Source organism: Agilicoccus flavus, assembly GCF_014857905.1.
Classification (GTDB): domain Bacteria; phylum Actinomycetota; class Actinomycetes; order Actinomycetales; family Dermatophilaceae; genus Agilicoccus; species Agilicoccus flavus.
In genome coordinates this window covers 510672-530523 of sequence record NZ_JACYXE010000001.1, presented here as the reverse complement: position 1 = coordinate 530523, position 19852 = coordinate 510672, and the positions used below count along the sequence as shown (strand labels likewise).

Here is a 19852-nt window from a genome sequence, read left to right as displayed (position 1 = left end):
CCGTCCGAGGATCACGGGAGGTAGAGATGGCCTGGCTGGTGCTCATCGCGTCGGGGGTGCTCGAGGCGGTGTGGGCGACCGCCCTCGGCCGGTCGGCGGGCCTCACGCGGCTCTGGCCCACCGTGGTGTTCGGCGTGAGCGTCGTCATCAGCATGCTCGGCCTCGCGTGGGCGATGCGCACGCTGCCGGTCGGGACGAGCTACGCCGTCTGGGTGGCCGTCGGGGCCTCGCTGACCGTCGCGTACGCGATGCTCACCGGCGAGGAGCCGTTCTCCCTCGTCAAGGCGTTCCTGCTGCTCGGCATCATCGGCTGCGTCATCGGTCTCAAGCTGCAGCACTGAGCCCGAGTCCGCCCGAGCTGCGCCGAGCCGCTCGGGCCTCTCGACTCACTCCTGCACGCGCTCCGCGGCGGCCACGATGTCGTCGAGGTCGGATTCCACCGCCTTTCGCTCGACCCGGGCGCCCAGGGGAGCCATGACCTTGTTCGCGAGCCGCTTGAGCCCAGACGCGTCCTGGTCCGGGACGCCCTCGAACGCCATCGTCAGCGTCGTCCCGGGGTGACGAGCGGTGAGGGTGAACGTCGTCGTGTATTCGGCCCCCTCCGACACGGAGCGGATCTGCGTCATGCCGAGGGCCTCGAGCGCGACGACCTCCATCTCCTGCGTTTCGGACTTCCCGAGCATCGTGCGGGTCTCGCGCCACCGGGTGCCGATCCGGTACGGGCCGTCGGTGAGCCGCTCGATCCGCGTGACGGCGGACAGGTTCTCCTCCGCGTGCTCGATGTCGGTCAGGGCGGCCCACACGCGGTCGGGGGCGGCGTCGGTGTCGCGGTGCAGGGTCATCGGTTCGGGCACGGTCACTCCTGGGGGTCGTGGGCGGTTCGGGGACGGGTGGACGAGGCGGCGAACTGCGCCGCGCTCGCGTAGGACTTCTGGGTTCCGCGCCGGGTGACGGAGTCGGCGGCGTAGGCGTTGGCGAACTCGATCGCGGCGCGCACGTCGCGCGAGCCGGACCACGCGTGCGCGAACGCGCCGATGAAGGCGTCGCCCGCGCCGGTCGTGTCGACGGCCTCGACGGCGTGCCCGGGCACGACCTCCTCGCCGTCGGCGTCGACGCGCAGGACACCCGCGGAGCCGAGCGTGACGAGGACGGCGTCGAGGCCGCGGTCGAGCAGGCTCCGCGCCGCCGCCCGGACCTGTTCCGGCGTGTCGACGGGCAGGCCGGTGAGCAGGCCCAGCTCGCTCTCGTTGGGGGTGAAGAACGCGCAGCGGCAGGCCTGGGCGATGTCGAGGTCGGGGTCGCCCGGCGCCGGGTTGAGCAGGACCGGGACGCCGAGTCGTTTGCCGAGGTCGATCGCCGCGTACACCGTCTCGAGGGGAACCTCGAGCTGGAGGACGAGCAGGTCGCAGGCGGCGAGGGCGTCGGCGGCGGCCTCGACGTCGGCGGGGGTCAGCGCCGCGTTGGCGCCCTTGACGATGAGGATGCGGTTCGTGCCGTCGGGCTCGACGAAGATCGGCGCGACCCCGTTCGTGCCCGGAGCCCGGCCCACGTGGGCGACGTCGATGCCCTCGCCGCGCAGGGTGTCGAGCATGAGGTCGCCGAACGCGTCGGACCCGACGCGCGCGACCATCGTGACGTCCGACCCGAGGCGGGCCGCGGCGACGGCCTGGTTGGCCCCCTTGCCGCCGCACCCGAGCTCGAACTCCGGGGCCTCGAGCGTCTCGCCCGCCGCCGGCATCCGAGGCGTGTAGGTGACGAGGTCGATCATCGTCGACCCGAGGACGCCGATCACGACGCCCGCGATCCGTCGGACCCGTCCGACCCGCCGTCGAGCACGGCCCAGCCGTGCGCCTCCAGGGCGACGCCGCCGTCGTGCGCGCGGGCCGCCCCGGCCAGGACCTCTCCGGCGCCGGTCACGGGGATCACGGCGGCGTCGTCGGCGAGGTTGAGGGCGACGACGAGCCGCGCGCCCTCGCCGGTCACCTCGTACGCGAAACGGTCGTTCTCCAGGTGCAGCGTGGCCGGCCGGGCGGTGTGCAGCCAGCGGTGCCGCCGACGCAGACCGACGAGCGCGCGGTGGACCGCCAGCGTGTCCGCCCCGAGCTCCGAGAGCTCCGCCGGACTCGCCGGGAACAGCGGGCGGATGTCGTCGTCGCCGCCGAAGCGCTCCTCCTTGACCCCGCGATAGGCGAGCTCGTCGCCGTAGTAGACGGCGGGCGTGCCGCCCACGGTGAACAGCAGCGCGAGGGCGTGGGGGAGGTGCCGTTCGTCGGTGAGCCGGCTCGCGATGCGCGTGACGTCGTGGTTGCCGACGAACGTCCACGGGACGAACGTGGCGAGGAACTCGTCGTGGCGGCCCAGGGCGTGCGCGATCTCGTGGAAGTTGGTGTCGTTGAGGCCGCTCCAGACCGCCTTCCACAGCTCGTACTGGGTGACGGCATCCATCCCCGAGCGGGTGACGACGTCGGCGTAGTGGCCGTGGATGACCTCGCCGACGACGTAGACGTCGGGGTGGCGCTCGCGCACGCGGGGCAGCACCCGCGCCCAGAACTCCGGCAGCACCGCGTAGGCGGCGTCGAGGCGCCACGCGTCTGCGCCCGCGTCGAGCCAGTGGCACATGGCGTCGGTGACGAGGTCGACGACCGCCTCGCTGCCGTGGTCGAGCGCCACGAGCTGGTCGTGGCCCTCGAAGTTCCGGTATCTCGGCACCGCACCCGCGCCGTCGCCGTCGGACCACTCCAGGTGGAACCAGCCGGCGGTCTCGGCGCCCGCGCCCTGCTCCAGGACCGCCTGGAACGCGGGGTGCTCGCGGCCCACGTGGTTGAAGACGCCGTCGAGCATGACGCGCAGGCCCTTGGCGTGGCAGGCCGCGAAGAACGACTCCGCGTCCTGCGCCGTGCCGAGGCGCGGGTCGACGCGCAGGTGGTCGGTCGTGTCGTAACCGTGGGTCGACGACGCGAAGATGGGCCCGAGGGCGATCCCGTTGAGACCGAGGTCGACGACGTGGTCGAGCCACGCCTCCAGGTGGGCGAACCGGTGCGCCGGCTCGGGGTCGCCGGATGCCCCGTGCGGCGCTCCCGTGAAGCCGAGCGGATACACGTGCCACCACATCGAGTCGCGAACCCAGTCGGGCATGAGGGACCTCCTGTTCGTCCTGGTCTCACCGTACGGGTGGGGACCGACAGCGTCGCCCCGGGGCGACGCGGAGGCCGGCGGCTGTGAGCGCCGGGCAAGGCGCGGCCGAGAGTCACCCGGGAACGGATCGGCCCGTCGCCGCGTCTCACCGCAGTACCCCGGCGCGTCTAGGGCCCGCCCCGTCGTTCACGCGTCCGCGACCCCGACCGCCCCCCGCCGCCACCGCAGGAGCTCACCCGTGACCGTTTCGCCCCTCGTCTGGGCCCTCACGATCGCCGCCATCCTGGGCCTCTTGGCCTTCGACTTCTTCTTCCACGTCCGCAAGGCGCACTCGCCGACCCTGCGGGAGGCGGCGATCTGGTCGTCGATCTACGTGGGCCTCGCCGTCGTCTTCGGGTTCGGTCTGCTGATCTTCGGCGGCGGTCAGATGGGGTCGGAGTACTTCGCCGGGTACATCACAGAGAAGGCGTTGAGCGTCGACAACCTCTTCGTCTTCCTCATCATCATGGCCAGCTTCTCGGTCCCGCGGGCCGACCAGCAGAAGGTGCTCCTCTTCGGCATCGTCTTCGCGCTCATCGCCCGCACCGGGTTCATCTTCCTCGGCGCCGCCCTCATCAACCGCTTCGCCTGGGTGTTCTACCTCTTCGGCCTCATCCTCATCATCACGGCCGGCCAGATGCTCAAGTCGGAGGGCGAGGACTCCCACGAGGCCGACAACATCGTCATCCGGCTCGCGCGGCGCTTCCTGCACACGAGCGAGCATTACGACGGCGACAAGCTCTTCACGGTCGAGAACGGCAAGCGCGTCATGACGCCGATGCTGCTCGTCATGGTCGCCATCGGCGGCACCGACATCCTCTTCGCGCTCGACTCGATCCCCGCGATCTTCGGCCTCACGCAGAACACGTACATCGTGTTCACGGCCACCGCGTTCTCGCTCATGGGTCTGCGCCAGCTCTACTTCCTCATCGAGGGCCTGCTCGACCGCCTCATCTACCTCAGCTACGGCCTCGCCGCGATCCTCGGCTTCATCGGCGTGAAGCTCATCCTCCACGCGCTGCACGAGAACAACCTGCCGTTCGTCAACGACGGGCAGCCGGTGCCCGTCGTCGAGGTGAGCACGGGCTTCTCGCTCACCGTCATCATCGGCGTCCTCGTCGTCACCGTCATCGCCTCGCTGCTCAGCCCCGCCGGCAAGGCGCAGACCGCCGTGACGAACGCCCGCCACCACGCGAAGAACGCCCTCGACCCCGACTACGAGACCGACCCGGTCGAGCGCGAGAAGGCGTACGGCAAGCTGCTGAAGGAGATCGAGACGATCAAGGGCCTCGCGCCCAAATACCGCGCCCGGATCCGCGAGGAGCGTGAACTCATGGACCTGGTCGAGCGCGCGGTCGCCGAGCACGACTCCAGCCCGAAGGCCAAGCGCGACGAGGTCCGCGCCGCCGTCGACACCCCTGTGGACGGGCGAGCCTGAGCCGCGCGCCGGGGTGGGAGAGTCGAACCTCCCACCCCGCACAGGAGGTCACCGTGACCCCACCGGAACCGCCCGGCGGCGAAACACGCAGCGCCGACCCCGCAGCCACCGACGAGACGATCGGAACCGCCGCCGGGTCCTCGCCCGCCTCGGCCGGCCGTCCCCGTCCCGCATCCCGCACCGAGGTCGTCGTCGGCGACGACGGCCTCGCCCGTCCGGCCTGGGCGAGCACCGACCCGCTGCTGCGGGAGTACTACGACACCGAGTGGGGCCTACCGGTCCGCGACGAACGCGGCTTCTTCGAGCGCCTCAGCCTGGAGGCGTTCCAGTCGGGGCTGAGCTGGGCGACGATTCTGCGCAAGCGACCCGCGTTCCGGAGCGCGTTCGCGGACTTCGACCCCGAGCTGGTCGCGCAGTTCGGCGACGTCGACGTCGAGCGACTCATGGCCGACGCCGGCATCGTCCGCAACGCCCGCAAGATCGACGCGACCATCGGGAACGCCCGCGCCACGCTCACGTTGCGCGAGCGGGGCGGGCTGGCGGACCTCGTCTGGTCCTTCGCCCCCGCGCGCACCCCGATGCCGCGCACGACGGCGGAGGTCCCCGCCACGTCACCGGAGTCGGTGGCCCTCGCGAAAGAGCTGCGCAGCGCGGGGTTCTCGTTCGTCGGGCCCACGACGATGTTCGCCCTCATGGAGGCGGTCGGCGTCGTCGACACCCATCTGCTCGACAGCCACCGCCGCGGCTCGTCCGGCATCTGGTCACCCGACGGCACCCGCGCCTGACGCGCGGCCGCGGAGGGGCGTTCCGGCCGGGTCCTCAGGATCTCGGATCAGACCCCCTTGTCGTGCTCGCTGCGGCTCGCGAGTTCGCCTGCGTTCGCCGCTCAGCTTTCTCTGTCGTGCTCACTGCGGCTCGCAAGCTCGCCTCCGTTCGCCGCTTCTGTGAACCCGAAGAACTCGGCCAAACCGACCTTCTCGCGCACCGGGCGCCCGACGACGGGGGCGTTGTCGCGGCCCACGCTCGCCCCGCCCGCGGTCGCCTCCGCCGCATCGTCGCGCGCGGCCCGGCGCATCCAGCCCCGCCGGGCGGGGCGGAGCCGTCCACCCGACAGTTCGAGGTGGGTCGGGCCCGGTCCGGCCACCTCGTGGTCCCGCGGGTCGTCGGCCCGGTCGGGGTCGCCGGGGGTGTCGTGGTCCGTGTCGCGCGACTCCTCGGGACCATCGAGCGGGTCGTGGGCGCCGTCGATCCAGTCCTCGTAAGACACCTCGTGGTCGACGCCCTCACCGCCGAGCTGCCGGTAGTCGGTGATCGAGAACCCGTGCAGGGCGGTCCAGTGCCGGGTGAGGGCGGTGTGGGCGACGTCGAGCTCCCAGTCGGGCATCGAGCGCAGCGCGTCCTCGGTGAGCCGGCTGTCCCGGTGGATGGTCGCGGCGAGGAGGAGCTCCCGGCCGTGCTCGGCGGCCAGACGCATCGCGTTCTCGTAATCGCCACGCTCGCGTCCCTCGAGGGAGTCGAGGTCGACGCGGGCGCGCTTGAGGCTCGGGCAGTGGCGCACCGCCTCGGTCACCTCGGCGGTGTGCGTCGCGAAGAGGTGGAGCATGAGGGCCAGTTCTTCGACGAGGTGCCCGTCGCCGGAGCTGCGCCACAGCACTCCGGGTGCGACGTCGAGGCCGGGCGGGCCCGGGACCCCGGTGAGCTGCAGCCGCACCAGGTGCCACGCGTAGTTCTGCCCCTCGTGCAGCAGCACGAGCCAGCGTGGCTGGATGCCCGGGTCCATGCGGTGCCGTGAGCCGACGATGATGCTGGCCGTGACGGCGCTCATCCGTTCACCACTTCTCGATCCGTCGGCGCACCACCCCCGCGGGCGCCGTACCCCGCCCTGCGGCGCGCGGGCGGGTCGCCCGCCGCGCCGTTCGACGCGGCCCGGAGGCGGGCCCGGCGTCGACACGGCCGCCGCACCGGGGCGCGTCGGCCGTGTTCCCCCTCGCCAGAGTAGGTTTCGCCTCCCCAGCGGGGCAACCGTCCGACTTCGCCTCGCGCGGCGGAGCTGCGCGAGGCAAGTGGACACCGCCCCCGCGGGTGCGGCAGTCTCGACGTGGGGGAAACGCACGTGGCTCCGCGCCATCGGCTCGCCATGCGTCGACCAGCGTCGCGCCGGGGCCCGGGCAGCGGTGCCGAAACAGCTGCCCACGAAGCGGAAAGGACGCCACATGCCGACCTCGCCACGCCTGCGCGTCGTCGTCACCGGCGCGGCGACGGGACTCCTCGCCGCGCTCGCCTCGTCAGGGACCCTCGCGCCGCCCGCCGCCGCCACCGCTCCGCGGGCCACTGCCTCGCAGTCGCGCGCCTTGCAGACGGACGCGCAGCACGCCGCCGCGGTCGCGTCCGCAACGGCCGTCGCGACCCGATCGGGGCGCGCCCTCGGCCCGCGGGCGGCCGCTCGACCGACGCGCGTGACGGCGGTGCCGTCGTCGGTCGTCGCGGCGATCGGGTCGTCCGTGGCAGCGCGGGGGAGCGTCGCCGGCGGAGGCACCCACCCGGTCCGCCTCCAGCGCAAGGCGGTGAACGGCTGGGCCACGGTCGCGACCTCGTCGACGCGCAACGGCCGGTACGTGCTGCGCGTGCCGACCCGTTCCGCGGGGACCCAGACGCTGCGAGTGCTCGCCGGCGCCACCGGCTCGGCGGTCTCGCGCCCGTTCTCGGTGGGGGTGGGCGCGGGCAACCCGCGTTCGGTGGCCTACCTGACCAGGCCGGCGCCGCGCTGGGACCCGTGCCGACCCATCACGTACCGGGTCAACCTCGCCCGCGCCCCCCGCGGGGCTGCGGCCGACGTCGACCGGTCGATCGCCAAGGTGTCGGCGGCCACCGGCCTGCGCTTCGTCAAGGCCGGCTCGACGACCGTCGTGCCCGGGTCGGCCGGCCGCGACATCCTCGACGAGTACCCGCGCGGCACCGACCTCGTCGTCGCGTACTCCCGTCCGGGCGCCTCCGGTTATCTGCCGCGCGGCTCCCGGACGCTCGGCGTCGGCGGGGCCTTCTTCGAGCAGGGCACCACCGCCGTCCGCGGCCGCGAGTGGCACCGGATCCTCCAGGGCTATCTCGTCGTCGACGGGACGCAGGGGCTGCCGGGCGGGTTCGGGCCCGGGAACGTCTCCGGGTATCAGGGCACGTGGGGTCAGGTGCTCATGCACGAGCTCGGCCACGTCGTCGGCCTCGACCACCCGGGCGTCCGCGACCCCCGGCAGATCATGCACGTCGAGACGACGCGCAAGCCCGCGGTCTGGGGCGCGGGTGACCTGGTCGGCCTGAGGGCGTTGGGCTCCGCGAGCGGCTGCTTCTGAGCGGCGAACGTAGGTGAGCGTGCGAGCCGGAGTGAGCGCGACAGAAGGCGTTGAGCGGCGAACGTAGGTGAGCGTGCGAGCCGGAGTGAGCGCGACAGAAGGTGTTGAGCGGCGAACGTAGGTGAGCGTGCGAGCCGGAGTGAGCGCGACAGAAGGTGTTGAGCGGCGAACGTAGGTGAGCGTGCGAGCCGGAGTGAGCGCGACAGAAGGTGTTGAGCGGCGAACGCAGGTGAGCGTGCGAGCCGAGCCGGAGTGAGCGCGACAAAAGTTCTGAGCGGGACCGAGGGCTCTGAGCGGGTCAGACCGGGCCCGGGGCGACCGGGGTCGCGGGATCCTCGTCCTCGCTGCGCAGGAGGGTCAGGGCGCCGGCGAGGGCGAGCGCGAGGCCGACGACGACGAGCCAGGTCGTGCCGGCGCGCGGGTGCTCGCCGAGCATCGTCCAGCCGATCGCGGCGGGGACGATGGTGCTCGTGAGGTAGTTCGTCCCGAGGACGGCGACGGCGTGGGCGCCGGCGAGGCCGCGGGTGAGGTGCATCTGCCCGAGGAACAGGCCGCCGAGCAGGAGGAACGCGGCGACCCACGACGTCCAGGGCCACGCCCAGAACCGCCAGATCTCGTGGACCGCGTCCGCGACGAGGAGGCGGGCCGTGATCGCGCTGATGGCGAAGCCGGTCCCGGCGAAGACCCCCGAGACGCCGGGCGGGAGCGGTACGGCGAACGCGAGCGCACAGGCCGCGACCCCGCCCCCGATGACGAGGAGCTGCGCGGTCGTGATCGGCACGGCCGGGCCGGTCACCGTCGTCGCGGCGAGCGCGACGATGCCGAGGCTGACGGCGCCGATCGCGGTCCAGTCGAGCGATCCGATGCGCCGGGTGCCCGTGACGTGCTGGATGATCGCCGTCACCGCGAGGCCGCCGACGACGCACGCCTGCACGATGAGCAACGGCAGGTGCTGGCGCGCGGCGAGGGTGCAGACGAAGCCGAGGCCCTGCAGGCCGGTTCCGATCCACCACGCCGGGGAGGAGAAGGCCCCGCCGGCGGCCTTCGCGCCGTCGGACAGGCGCGCCCCGGCGGCGCCGTAGGCGAGCACGCCGAGGACGAGCGCGACGATCGAGAGGGTCATGGCTGCGCCGGCGCGCTGGGTGAGCTCACCGCTCCACGCTAACCCGGGCGACGTGAGCGGCCGGCGCCCCCAGGGGGTAGGGCGCCGGCCGCGATCGGGGGAGGCGTCTTGCCTCGGGAGGTGACGCGATGCGACGGGTGTCGCGAGGGCGGTCACCCTGGTCGAGTCACCGGATCCGCTCTGCCGAACCTCAGGCCGATTCGAGCGACCAGGTGGCGGTGCTCGTGTGCGACTCGCCGGCGGCGAGCTCGACGTGCCCGGCCAGCGCGTTCGCCGTCTCGATGCACACCATGCCGTGCCATTCGTCGTCGCCGAAGTCGGACAGTGACGCGGCCTTGGCCTGCCACGGGTTCCAGATCACGACGCTCGCGGAGCCCTCGCGGGTGAGGGTGAGGCGGCGGTTCTTGCCCTCGTCGACGAGCGTGACGGGGCCGGTGTGCTGGTAGACCCGGTCGGTCTCACGCGTGAGGGTGAGGTCGCCGGACTGCGCGTTGATGGCCCGGCCACCGGGCGCCTTGTCGGCGTACCGGGTGCCGTCGAGGCCGTCGATGCGGATGCTCTCGGCGTCGGAGATCGCGAGGTAGGTGTGCATCGCGTCCTCGAGGTCGAGGCCGTCGGCCCCGGCCGTGACGGTGAGGGCGGTCGTCAGCGTCGCCCCGAAGGTGACGGCGTACTCGCCGCGGACGTCGGTGGGCTCGCCGTCGGGGACGTCGGCGCCGGCCCCGACGAGGGTGAAGCGGAGGGTGACGCCGTCGGGGCCGCTCTCGCCGCCGGCGAACGTCCACTCGGCCGTGCGGAACCAGCCGTGCGCGGGGGTCTTGTTCTTGCGACGCCCGGGGCCGAACCACGGGGCGCACAACGGGATCCCGCCGCGGATGGCCGTCCCGGCCTCGAACCGGGCCCGGGAACTGACCCAAATGACGGGGTCGGCCCCGGCGGGGGTCCAGTCGGTCACGGTGGCGCCGAGCAGGTAGACCTCGCCTCGGGCGGAGGGGGTGTCGACGCGCAGGACGGGCAGGCCGCCCTGTCCGTCGGCCGGCGTCACGCCGTCGGGCAGGGTGGCGGGGTCGATGGTGGGCATGACATCGACGGTAACCCGCAGAACCGTTGGGCCACCGTCACATCCGCGCCTGCCAGGACGTGTGTTGCCGCCGGTGACGGCCCGGTCCTCCGGGGCCGACGCGTGGGACGCGAGCCGGCGGGGTGGGGGGCGACCACGCCGCGGGGGGCTGTCGCGCGGACCGAGGACGGGGTGGGTCAGGCGCGGACGAGACCCGCCCGGGCGGCCTCGGCGACCCGCTCCCAGATCTGCGGGGACGCGGCGGCGACGAGGCGCGCGGGACGCGGGCCGAGCTCGCCCGGCACGTAGTCGGTGCCGTCGAGGTGCCGGACGACGCCGCCGGTCTCGGCGAGGAACAGCGAGCCGGGGGCGTGATCCCACGGCTTGGGCCGCCCGTACAGGAGGGCGTCGGAGCCGCCCGTCGCGAGCCGCGGGTAGTCGACGCCGCAGCACCAGGCGGTGTCGCCGAACGTGAGTCCGTCGCGCTCGCCGCGCTCGGCGGGGTTCGACGTGAGCAGGCGCCAGTCCGCCGGGTCCGGGGAGGGGGTGTCGCGGTGGACGCGTCGCCCGTCGAGCCACAGGCCGGAGCCGCGCTCGGCCACGTACGCGCGCTCGTGCTCCGGCTGCCAGATCCACGCCCGCACGGTCTGCCCGGAGCGGAGCTCGGCGATCATCACCGCGTGGTCGTCGCGGCCGTGGACGAAGTTCTTCGTGCCGTCGATCGGGTCGACGACGAACGCGTGCTCGGCCCCGGCGAGCCGGGTGAGCAGGGCGGGGTCGAACTCGGTCGCCTCCTCGCCCACGACGAGCACGTCGGGGTCGTCGGCGAGGAGCGCCTCGGTGATGAGGTGCTCGGCCTCGCGGTCGGCGACGGTGACGAGGTCGCCGGGGTTCTTCTCGATGACCTCGCCCTCGGCGAGGGACCGGAATCGAGGGGTGACGACCTGCGCGGCGACGTCCTGCATCAGGGCCAGCACGGCTTGCGTGTCCACGTCTCCACCGTCTCACACCGGCGTGTCGCCCGTTCCGTGGTGGTCGGCGCCGGGGCCGGAGGACGGGACGGTGTGCCCGGCGTCGCCCGCGCGGAGGCCGCCAAGTGAACGTCGAACGCCCGGGTGGGTCCGTGGGGCACGGACACCGTGGGTACCGTCGCACGGTGACGAGCAACCTGACCCGCGACCGGGCCCGCCGGCGTTCGGCGAGCCTCGACGTCCTCGCGTACGAGGTCGAGGTCGACGTCCGCGAGTGCGTGGATCCGGCCGTGACGACCTACCCGACCCGCAGCACGATCCGCATCACCTGCAGCGTGGACGAGACGTTCCTCGACTTCCTCGGCGAGTCCGTGGACGCGGTCGAGGTGAACGGGCGGGCGTGCGAGGTCGAGTACGACGGGGCGCGCGTCACGATCCGCGGGCTCGTCCCCGACGCCGAGAACGTCGTCACGGTGCGGGCGCGGGCCCGCTACTCGCGGTCGGGGGAGGGCCTGCACCGCTACGTCGACCCGGCCGACGGCCTCACCTACCTGTACACGCAGTACGAGCCGGCCGACGCGCGGCGCGTCTTCGTCGACGCCGAGCAACCCGACCTCAAGTCGCGGTTCACGTTCGTTGTCACGGCGCCGTCCGACTGGGAGGTGCTGAGCAACTCCGTCGAGGTCGCCCGGCAGGAGGAGCCCCCGAACTCGGCCGGGATGCCGTGCAGCCGGCGGACGTTCGCGCCCACCCCGCCGATGTCCACGTACGTCACGTGCCTGTGCGTCGGGCCGTACGCCCGGTTCGACGACGTCTGGACCGGGCGGGGCCCCGACGGGGCGGAGCTCACGGTCCCGATCGGGATGTGGTGCCGGCGCTCCCTGGTCGACAGCTTCGACGCGGACGCTCTGCTCGCGACGACGAAGCGGGGCCTCGACTTCTTCCACGAGGCGTTCGCTTTCCCCTACCCGTGGGGGAAGTACGACTCGATCTTCGTGCCCGAGTACAACCTCGGCGCCATGGAGAACCCAGGGCTCGTCACGTTCAGCGACGCCGCGTACGTCTTCCAGTCCGGCGCCACGGCGAGCCAGCGCGAGGCCCGCTCCAACACGATGCTCCACGAGATGGCGCACATGTGGTTCGGCGACCTCGTCACCCCGGCGTGGTGGGACGACCTGTGGCTCAAGGAGTCGTTCGCCGACTACATGGGGACGCACGCCAACGCCGTGGCCACGGAGTTCACCGACGCGTGGACGCCGTTCTGCGCCCGCCGCAAGGCGTGGGCCTACCGCCAGGACCAGCTCCCGACGACGCACCCGATCGTCGCCGACATCCCGGACGTCGAGGCGGCCAAGCAGAACTTCGACGGCATCACCTACGCCAAGGGCGCGAGCGTGCTCAAGCAGCTCGTCTCCTACGTCGGCCAGGACGCGTTCCTCGCCGGCTCCCGCACCTACTTCGCGCGGCACGCCTTCTCGACGGCGACCCTGGACGACCTGCTCGACGCGCTCGCGCAGGCATCGGGTCGCGACCTGGGCGAATGGGCCCGGCTGTGGCTGACCACCACCGGCACCAACGTCCTCACGTCGCGTCTCGAGACCGACGGTGACCGCGTCGGCCGGTTGACGATCGAGCAGGAGGGCGAGCCGCTGCGCCCCCACCGCCTCGTCGTCGGGCTGTACTCCCTGGCGGAGGCTCAATCGGGCTCCGGCGACGCGTCCCGGGTCGGCCTGACGCGCACGCACCGGCTCGAGGTCGACGTCGCCGGCGCCGAGACGGTCGTCGAGGAGGCGGCCGGGGTGCCGCGGCCCGACCTCGTGCTCGTCAACGACGACGACCTCACGTACGCGAAGGTGCGCGTCGACGAGGCGTCGCTCGCGGTGGCGCGGGATCACCTCGCCGACGTCGGGTCGTCGTTGTCTCGGGCCTGCCTGTGGTCGGCGCTGTGGAACGCGTGCCGCGACGGGCGGATGCCGGCGGCGCGCTATCTCGACGTCGTGCTGTTCCAGGCCCCGCGGGAGAGCCACGTCGCCCTCCAGCACGGCGCGCTCCTCGACGCCGCCACCGCGATCGAGTCCTACGCCCCGGCGGCGGACCGGGCCGAGCTGCGCCGCCGCCTCCTCGAGGCGGCGTGGGAGCAGGTCGCGGCGGCCGACCCGGGCAGCGGGGCGCAGCTCACGTGGGCGCGCGCCCTGGCCCGCGCCGCCGGCGTGTGCGGCGACCGCGCCCACGAGGTCCGCGAACTGCTCGACGGCTCGCACGTCGTGCCCGGGCTGCCGCTGCTCCCGGAGCTGCGCTGGCAGCTCTGGACGGCGCTCGCCGCGAGCGGGCACGCGACCCTGTCCGACCTGCGCGCCGAGCTGGACGCCGATCCGACCTCGCTCGCGCCGGTCCGGTACCTGGCGGCGGCGTCGTCCCTGCCGACGGCCGACGTCAAGGCGCGCGTGTGGGACGAGATCTTCAGCCGGACCGACGCCTCGAACGACGAGGTCCAGGCGCTCGTCGACGGGTTCTCTCGGCCGGGGCACGGAGCCCTCGTCGCGGGCTACCGCGGTCGGTACTTCGCCGCCCTCGACGGTCTGTGGACAGCACGCAGCCAGGAGATCGCCCAGCGCGTGGCACGAGGGCTGTTCCCCTCGGGCGACCTCGACACGGGCGCCCGGGCCGACGAGCACCCGGTCGTCGTCGACTCCGGCGCATGGCTGGATACCCACCCGGACGCCCCGGGTGCGTTGCGGCGCCTCGTCCTCGAAGGACGTGACCACCTGCTCCGGGCGCTGCGCGCCCAGGCCGCCCCACGCTGAGGACGCCGCACGCGACTACCGCGCGCGGTACGGCACCTGCACCCACGAGAGCGGCTCGCCGGCGCGGTTGATGCTCACCTGCAGCCAGTTCGTGTTGTTGCTCGAGCCGTCGACGGTGATGCGGGTGAGGTTGTCGGCCTTGCCCGTGATCCCGTAGAAGCCGAGCCAGCGCGAGCCCTCGGCGAGGGGGCGGTCGACGTTGTAGACGTGGCTGTCACCGTCGATGAGGTAGACGGCGCCGCGGTAGTGCTTCGCCTCCTCGACGAGGGCCTGGATGAACGGCACGAACGCGCGGTCGGTGCCGGGCTTCGGCGCGTAGGTGGGGTCGAACATGTCGGCCTGCGTGAAGAGCACGACCGCCCGGTCACCCGCGTTGCGCGCCGTCGCGAACGACTGCCGCATGAGCGAGATGTTGTTCGCCATGCGCGCCTTCTGCTCGGCGGCCTGCTGCGGGGTCGGCGCGGTCTTGCCGGTCCACGGCTCGAGGCCGTCGTTGCTGCCGACGATGTGCAGCGCGGCGAACGAGACCTTGTCGCGGCGCCACGACACGTTCTCCGGGAACCCGTAGGCGGCCTGCGAGGAGATCTTCGTCGGCCTGCCGTTCGTCGTGTCGGGCGTGGCGAAGAAGACCGTGCGGATCTTCGCGAGCCGCTCGAGCGGGTCGTAGCCGCCGTTGTTGGGGCGGTGGCAGTCGGTCCACTCGTTGTCGCCGGGCGAATAGACGAGCGGGGTCCTGAGGCGGTCGAACTGGGTCTTGACGACGGAGAAGTAGCCGTCGTCGCACCGGGTCGAGCCGCTCTTGACGTCGCCGACGTGCACGCTGAGATCGGTCTTCGCCGCGTTGATCTCGTGGATCCACGCCGGGAACGTCGCGACCTGCTCGGCGCCGTAGGGCACGTCGCCGATGACCGAGAGCCGTGCGGCCGGTGCGCCCTTGCGCTGCGGGCCGTAGGGCACGAACGAGCCGAGGAGCCGCGTGGCGACCTTCAGCGGGGTCGGCAGCTTGAGCTCGATGTACTCGTTCTGGTCGGGCACGGTGACCGAGCGGCCGCCGGTCGCCGGGAAGTTGTTGTCGTTCATCACGGCGATCGTCGAGGAGTCGATGATCTCGACGTCCTCGATGGTGAAGAACGGAAAGGTGAAGCTCGCCCCGGCGCGCCCGCCGACGCCCTTGGGGTCGGCGATGTCCATGAGGTCGGCGACGAGCTTCTTGCTCACGTAGCCGTTCTTCTTCACGCCCGCGATGTCGATGAGGTAGATCCGCTTGAACCTCGCCTGTGCGCCCTGCTTGCTGTCGCGCTCGATGACGAGGAACTGGTGGTCGTCGACGGCGGTCATGTCGCCGATGGCGTTCTCGGGCGACTCCATCCGGTAGCGCCACTGCATCCCGGTGTGGCGGCCGGAGCCGCGGCCGATCGACACCTCGAAGAACCGCAGGTCGCCGCGGCGGCCCGCGTCCTTGTCCTCCTGGGTCGCGCCCTCGAGCAGCGGGTAGAGCGTGCGCCCGTCCGGCGAGATCGCCATGCCCTCGAACCCCTTGGAGTTCGGCAGGTTCGGCTTCTCGCCCGCGGCGAGCGTCGGGTTCGACGGCGACGTCACGCCCGGCGTCGGGACGGGCGGGGAGAGCAGGCGGCCCTGCTGGTCGGTGTGCAGGAGGTAGGGGCCGAACTCCTCGCCGAACCAGAACGTGCCGTCCTGGCGACCTGCATGGACTCGACGTCGAAGTCCCAGCCGGTGAGCTTGCGGTCGGGCTTGGGGCACGTGTACCCCGCGGGCAGCCTCGCCTCGGCGCCGCACCCGCCGTCGCGCCAGATGCGCCACGGCACGAGCCCGTTCGGGTCGGACAGCGTGAACATCGTGTTGATGTACGTCGTCGTGCCCGGCGTGCCGTCCGTGTCCTCCGTGCCCCGGCCCGGGCGGATGCGGTGCACGGCGAGGTCGGCGTCCTGGCTGTTCGCCTTGGCGCCGAACCCGTTGTCGCCCATGACGAGGTAGCTGTCGTCGCCGAGGCGGTGCGTGGCCGAGAACCCCTGGACCGGCTGGCCCGGGAACGGCCGCTTCGCCGCCGAGGGGCCGGTGAGGAAGTGCCCGGACGGCTCGCTGCCGGGCGTGAAGGTCTCGGCGGGCAGTGAGCAGTCGGTGACGCACAAGGCGGCCCGAGTGGCTCGGGCCGCCTTCTGCGGCGACGGTCGGCTGCGCGTCAGGCGCTCAGCGACTCGGCGTTCTCCGGGTTCTGCGCCCACAGGTCAGGGCCGAACACCTCGTAGGTGATCCGCTCCGGCGGGATGCCCTTCGCGAGCAGCGTCGTGCGGGCCTCGCGCATGAACGGCAGCGGGCCGCACATGAACGCCTGCGCGTTCGAGGGGATGTCGACCGCCGTGAGGTCCATGAGGCCGCTCGCCGCGGAGCGGGCCCGGGCGGAGTCCTCGTCGGCGCCCGCCTCGTACCAGAGGTGGGTGCGGGTCCTGGCCAGCCGCGTCGCCGCGGCGCTCGTCACGTCGTACAGGGCGTGCGCGGACGGCGAGCGGTCGGCGTGGGCGAGGATGATCTCGCGCTCCGGCTGGGTGCGCATGACGTCGTCGAGGATCGCGGCGGTCGTCGTGATGCCGACGCCGGCGCTGATGAGCACGAGCGGGTCGCTGCTCTGGTCGACGAGCACGTCACCCGCGGGGAAGGACAGCTCGATCGTGGTGCCGACCGGGCAGTGGTCGTGCAGGAAGTTCGAGACGAGACCCGCCGGGGCGGTGGCGGTGGCGCGCACGCGGCGCACCGTGATCTGGCGCGTGGCCGGGCGCGGACCGGTCGAGATCGTGTACTGGCGCGGCTGGCGCGATCCGTCGGGCAGGTCGGCCCAGACCGTGACGTACTGGCCGGGGCTGTGCGTGAACAGGGGGCCGCCGTCGACGGGGCGCAGGATGAGGGAGACGACGTCCTCGGCCTCGTCGATGCGCTGGATGATCTCGAACTCCTTGCGCGCCGTCTCGGCGGTGACGTTGTGCTCGCGGTACAGCATCGCCTCGGCGGAGACGAGCTGCAGCGCGAACAGCCAGTAGACCTCGTTCCACGCGGCGGCGATCTCGGGGGTGACGGCGTCGCCGAGCACCTCGCCGATCGCCTCCATGAGGTACTTGCCCACGATCGTGTATTCGCTCGGCTTGATGCCGAGGGACACGTGCTTCTGCGCGATCCGCTCCATCACCGGCCGGAACGACGGCGCGTCGGGGTCGATGAGCTGCACGGCGTAGGCCACGACGGAGGCGGCGAGGGCCTGGGCCTGCTCGCCCAGCTCCTGGTCGGCGTGGTTGAAGATGCGCAGCAGCTCGGGGTGGGCCGCGAACATCTTCGGGTAGAACCGGGACGTGATCGTGACGGAGTTCTCGGCGACGACACCGGCGGTCGCTTCGACGACGGCCTTCGACGACTCGGAGAGCATGGGGGCTCCTTCGGCGGGGCGGGCGTGGCTCCGAGAAGGTGCCGAAGGTCCGACTCCACCGCGGGCCACGGCTGACATGGGCGCTCGCCACGCTAGGCCCCGGCGCGCCGGCGCGGGTGGGACGGAAGTCCCGGGACACGACGAGGTGACGACGCCCGGCCGGGGGAGTGGGTCCCGGCCGGACGCCGTCCGGTGGAGGGGGTCTGGGCCCAGGTCAGGCCTGGGTGGAACGGAGACGACCGCGCAGGTCGCCGGTCGCGCCGTAGGCGCGCAGGACCCGCAGGCGCTGGGCCGCGGCGTCCTGCGTGGCCGCCGCGCCGTGGCGCCGGGCCGGGAACTGGCCGCGGCGGTTCCGGGGCAGGCGGTCGGCGGGGACGTAGTCACCCAGTGCGGCGGCGACGTACGTCTCGCCGTGAGTGGCGGCCCCGCGATTGGGGCCGAGCGCGCGCAGGTCGGCCGCGGTGACCGTGCCCCGGGGCCGGTCCCGGACGATGGAGTGGACCGTGGCGGTGCGCGCGGCCGGGGTGTCCTCGACGACCTCGGCGTCGATCACCTCGTTCGTGGCGACCGTGGCGTACAGCGGGCCGGAGGCGACCGGCGCGACCGGCGCGGCGGGACGGGCGGCCGGGGCGCTCACGGCGTGCGGGCGCCTCACGGCGGCCGGCGCGGCGGGTCGGACAGCGGCCCCCGATCGGGCCGACAGTGCGGCGACGGCGAGCCAGACGAGTCCGGCGGCCGTGAGCGTCATCAGCCCGATCGAGTACCACTGCGGTGCCCCCGGCAGCAGCGACACGACGTTCCCCACGACGAGTGCGCCACTGACCAGCAGGGCCAGGAGCCGCAGGTGCGGCGTCCGGGCCGAGCGCTCCAGCACCCGGCCGGTCCCGGCCACGGTGGCGAGCAGAGCGCCGGCGGAGACGGCGAGCATCCCCGCGTGCAACAGATACAGCGTGTGCATGGAATCCCCCACGTTCGATACACGGTGACCCGGCCGTCCCCCGACGACGCGGACCGTTCCCCCTGGTTCGTCGACCCATCCCCATGGGCCGGACGATGTTCGTGACTCGCCGAGGTGCGACGCGCTCTGGCGGTGCTCCCCGGACGAACCCCCTAGTCGAACGATCGTCCTGGTCAACGGTACTGAACGTATGTCCATCTCGCAAACGCGCGCGAATCACGCCGGGGCGCAGGGCAACCCGTGCGACCTGCGCCGATGTGGTGCGGCAGCGGACGGTGCGGGGAACGCGACAGGGCCGGACGAGAGGTCTCGTCCGGCCCTGTCGGGAGTGCGGGGTGCGTCAGTCGGTGCCGGCCCCGGCCTCGTTCTCGAGGCGGATCTGCCGACCCTCCTCGATCATCGCGTCGCGCTTGCTCTCCGCCTTCTCGCTCATCTTCGTGTCGCGGGGCGGCAGCTGGAGGTGCTCCTCGGCCTTGATCCCGGCCTGCAGCTGACGGGCGCGCTCCAGCTCGGAGTCGATCTCGGCGCCCAGCAGGAGGGCGTTGTTCGTGATCCACAGCCAGAGGAGGAAGACGATGACGCCGGCGAGGGCGCCGTACGTCTTGTTGTAGCTGCCGAAGTTGCCCACGTAGAAGCCGAAGGCCGCGGAGGCGAGCACCCAGGTGAGGATGGCGACGGCCGCGCCCACCGAGACCCAGCGGAACTTGGGCTGCTTGACGTTGGGCGTGACGTAGTAGAGCAGCGCCACGATGAAGATGACGACGACGAGGATGACCGGCCACTTGGCAAGGTCCCAGACGGTCACGGCGGTGGAGCCGAGGCCGACGAGGTCGCCGACGAACTGGGCCACCGGGCCGCTGACGACGAGGCCCACGAGGACGAGCGCGACGAGCACGAGGATGACGAGGGTGAGCACCAGCATGAGCGGGCGCAGCTTCCAGATCGGGCGGCCCTCGTCGATCTCGTAGATGCGGTTCATCGCTCGGCTGAAGGCGTTGACGTAGCCCGAGGCCGACCAGAGCGCGCCGAGGATACCGAGGACGAGCGCGAGGCCCGCTCCGCCGGAGTTGACCATCTGCGCGATGACCGGCCGGATCTGCTCCTGCGCCGAGGCGGGCACGACCCCGTTCGTCGTCTCGAGGATGCGGTTGACCGACTCCTGGCCCTGACCGAAGACGCCGAGGAGCGACACGAGCGCCAGCAGCGCCGGGAAGAGGGCGAGGACCGCGTAGTAGGTCAGGCTCGCCGCGAGGTCGGTGCACTGGTCGCGGGTGAACTCCATGAACGCCTTCTTGGCGGTGAAGGTCCACGACGGCTTGCTGATGTCGGTGAGCGAGTCGGGCTTGTCGGGATGATCGGGGTTCGGGGCGTTCTCGCGGGTCGCAGCCGACCCGGCGTCGTCGGACATGTGGTTCCTCCACGTCGGCAGGTGCTCGGTCGCGACGACACTACCCGCGTGCCGCGCGGACCAGACCTCCTCCAGGCCCTGGGTGTGCCGACACGAGACGCCGTGCCCGCGAACGGGGTCCGTGTGCGACCGCGACAGC

Annotated in this window: 17 protein-coding genes; 5 read left to right on the top strand and 12 right to left on the bottom strand. The window is 72.6% G+C overall.

What is annotated here, in order from left to right:
• The first annotated feature begins 26 nt into the window (after positions 1-26).
• Positions 27-341, top strand: a complete 315-nt coding sequence (locus ICW24_RS02405) for a DMT family transporter (RefSeq protein ID WP_226344103.1) — start codon at positions 27-29, stop codon at positions 339-341.
• 45 nt (positions 342-386) lie between these two features.
• Here ICW24_RS02405 and ICW24_RS02400 read toward each other — a convergent pair whose 3' ends face one another.
• From ICW24_RS02400 to ICW24_RS02390, 3 genes are read right to left on the bottom strand one after another with little or no spacing between them, the layout of a single operon-like run.
• The gene (locus ICW24_RS02400) at positions 387-854 is read right to left on the bottom strand and encodes an SRPBCC family protein (protein ID WP_226344102.1); all 468 of its coding nucleotides are present in this window, start codon (positions 852-854) and stop codon (positions 387-389) included.
• A 2-nt stretch (positions 855-856) separates the two neighbouring features.
• Positions 857-1792: a ribokinase gene (rbsK, locus tag ICW24_RS02395; RefSeq protein WP_226344101.1), complete on the bottom strand. Its 936-nt coding sequence runs from the start codon at positions 1790-1792 to the stop codon at positions 857-859.
• Entirely contained in the window at positions 1789-3135 is a 1347-nt protein-coding gene (locus ICW24_RS02390) for an alpha-amylase family glycosyl hydrolase (RefSeq protein WP_226344100.1), read from the bottom strand. The genes rbsK and ICW24_RS02390 overlap by 4 nt, the downstream gene beginning before the upstream one ends.
• 238 nt (positions 3136-3373) lie before the next feature.
• On the opposite strand from ICW24_RS02390, the gene ICW24_RS02385 reads away from it, so the two are divergent.
• Together ICW24_RS02385 and ICW24_RS02380 are read left to right on the top strand one after the other, a co-directional pair.
• Positions 3374-4612, top strand: coding sequence for a TerC family protein (locus tag ICW24_RS02385; RefSeq protein WP_226344099.1), 1239 nt, complete (start codon positions 3374-3376; stop codon positions 4610-4612).
• Between the two features lie 119 nt (positions 4613-4731).
• The gene (locus tag ICW24_RS02380) at positions 4732-5397 is read left to right on the top strand and encodes a DNA-3-methyladenine glycosylase I (protein ID WP_226344338.1); all 666 of its coding nucleotides are present in this window, start codon (positions 4732-4734) and stop codon (positions 5395-5397) included.
• 101 nt (positions 5398-5498) lie between these two features.
• Here ICW24_RS02380 and ICW24_RS02375 read toward each other — a convergent pair whose 3' ends face one another.
• On the bottom strand, positions 5499-6437 hold the full coding sequence (locus ICW24_RS02375; RefSeq protein WP_226344098.1) for a hypothetical protein: 939 nt from the start codon (positions 6435-6437) through the stop codon (positions 5499-5501).
• Between the two features lie 388 nt (positions 6438-6825).
• Here ICW24_RS02375 and ICW24_RS02370 point away from each other — a divergent pair, with 388 nt between their 5' ends.
• The gene (locus ICW24_RS02370) at positions 6826-7956 is read left to right on the top strand and encodes a hypothetical protein (RefSeq protein WP_226344097.1); all 1131 of its coding nucleotides are present in this window, start codon (positions 6826-6828) and stop codon (positions 7954-7956) included.
• 298 nt (positions 7957-8254) lie between these two features.
• On the opposite strand, the gene ICW24_RS02365 is transcribed toward ICW24_RS02370, so the two are convergent.
• From ICW24_RS02365 to ICW24_RS02355, 3 genes are all read right to left on the bottom strand, one after another.
• Positions 8255-9079: a hypothetical protein gene (locus tag ICW24_RS02365; RefSeq protein WP_226344096.1), complete on the bottom strand. Its 825-nt coding sequence runs from the start codon at positions 9077-9079 to the stop codon at positions 8255-8257.
• 190 nt (positions 9080-9269) lie between these two features.
• A complete protein-coding gene (locus ICW24_RS02360) occupies positions 9270-10160 on the bottom strand; it encodes a D-hexose-6-phosphate mutarotase (protein WP_226344095.1) in 891 nt (296 codons plus the stop codon).
• A gap of 176 nt (positions 10161-10336) precedes the next feature.
• The gene (locus tag ICW24_RS02355; RefSeq protein ID WP_226344094.1) at positions 10337-11131 is read right to left on the bottom strand and encodes an inositol monophosphatase family protein; all 795 of its coding nucleotides are present in this window, start codon (positions 11129-11131) and stop codon (positions 10337-10339) included.
• Between the two features lie 164 nt (positions 11132-11295).
• Between ICW24_RS02355 and pepN the strand changes: the two genes are divergently transcribed.
• Entirely contained in the window at positions 11296-13914 is a 2619-nt protein-coding gene (gene pepN / locus ICW24_RS02350; RefSeq protein WP_226344093.1) for an aminopeptidase N, read from the top strand.
• 15 nt (positions 13915-13929) lie between these two features.
• Here the strand turns inward: pepN and ICW24_RS02345 are convergent, their stop codons facing one another.
• The 5 genes from ICW24_RS02345 to ICW24_RS02325 all read right to left on the bottom strand — a co-directional run bounded on the left by ICW24_RS02345 (position 13930) and on the right by ICW24_RS02325 (position 19713).
• The gene (locus ICW24_RS02345) at positions 13930-15567 is read right to left on the bottom strand and encodes an esterase-like activity of phytase family protein (RefSeq protein ID WP_226344337.1); all 1638 of its coding nucleotides are present in this window, start codon (positions 15565-15567) and stop codon (positions 13930-13932) included.
• Complete coding sequence (locus ICW24_RS02340; protein ID WP_226344092.1) at positions 15510-16064, bottom strand: hypothetical protein; 555 nt, start codon at positions 16062-16064, stop codon at positions 15510-15512. Before ICW24_RS02340 ends, ICW24_RS02345 begins: the two co-directional genes overlap by 58 nt.
• A 50-nt stretch (positions 16065-16114) precedes the next feature.
• Entirely contained in the window at positions 16115-17347 is a 1233-nt protein-coding gene (locus tag ICW24_RS02335) for a globin domain-containing protein (RefSeq protein WP_226344091.1), read from the bottom strand.
• Positions 17348-17561: 214 nt separating this feature from the next.
• Positions 17562-18305 (bottom strand): hypothetical protein, encoded by a 744-nt coding sequence (locus tag ICW24_RS02330; RefSeq protein WP_226344090.1) that lies wholly within the window; start codon positions 18303-18305, stop codon positions 17562-17564.
• A gap of 340 nt (positions 18306-18645) precedes the next feature.
• Positions 18646-19713 carry a YihY/virulence factor BrkB family protein gene (locus tag ICW24_RS02325; RefSeq protein WP_226344089.1) on the bottom strand — a complete coding sequence of 356 codons (1068 nt, stop codon included), beginning with the start codon at positions 19711-19713 and terminating at the stop codon, positions 18646-18648.
• Between the last annotated feature and the right edge of the window lie 139 nt (positions 19714-19852).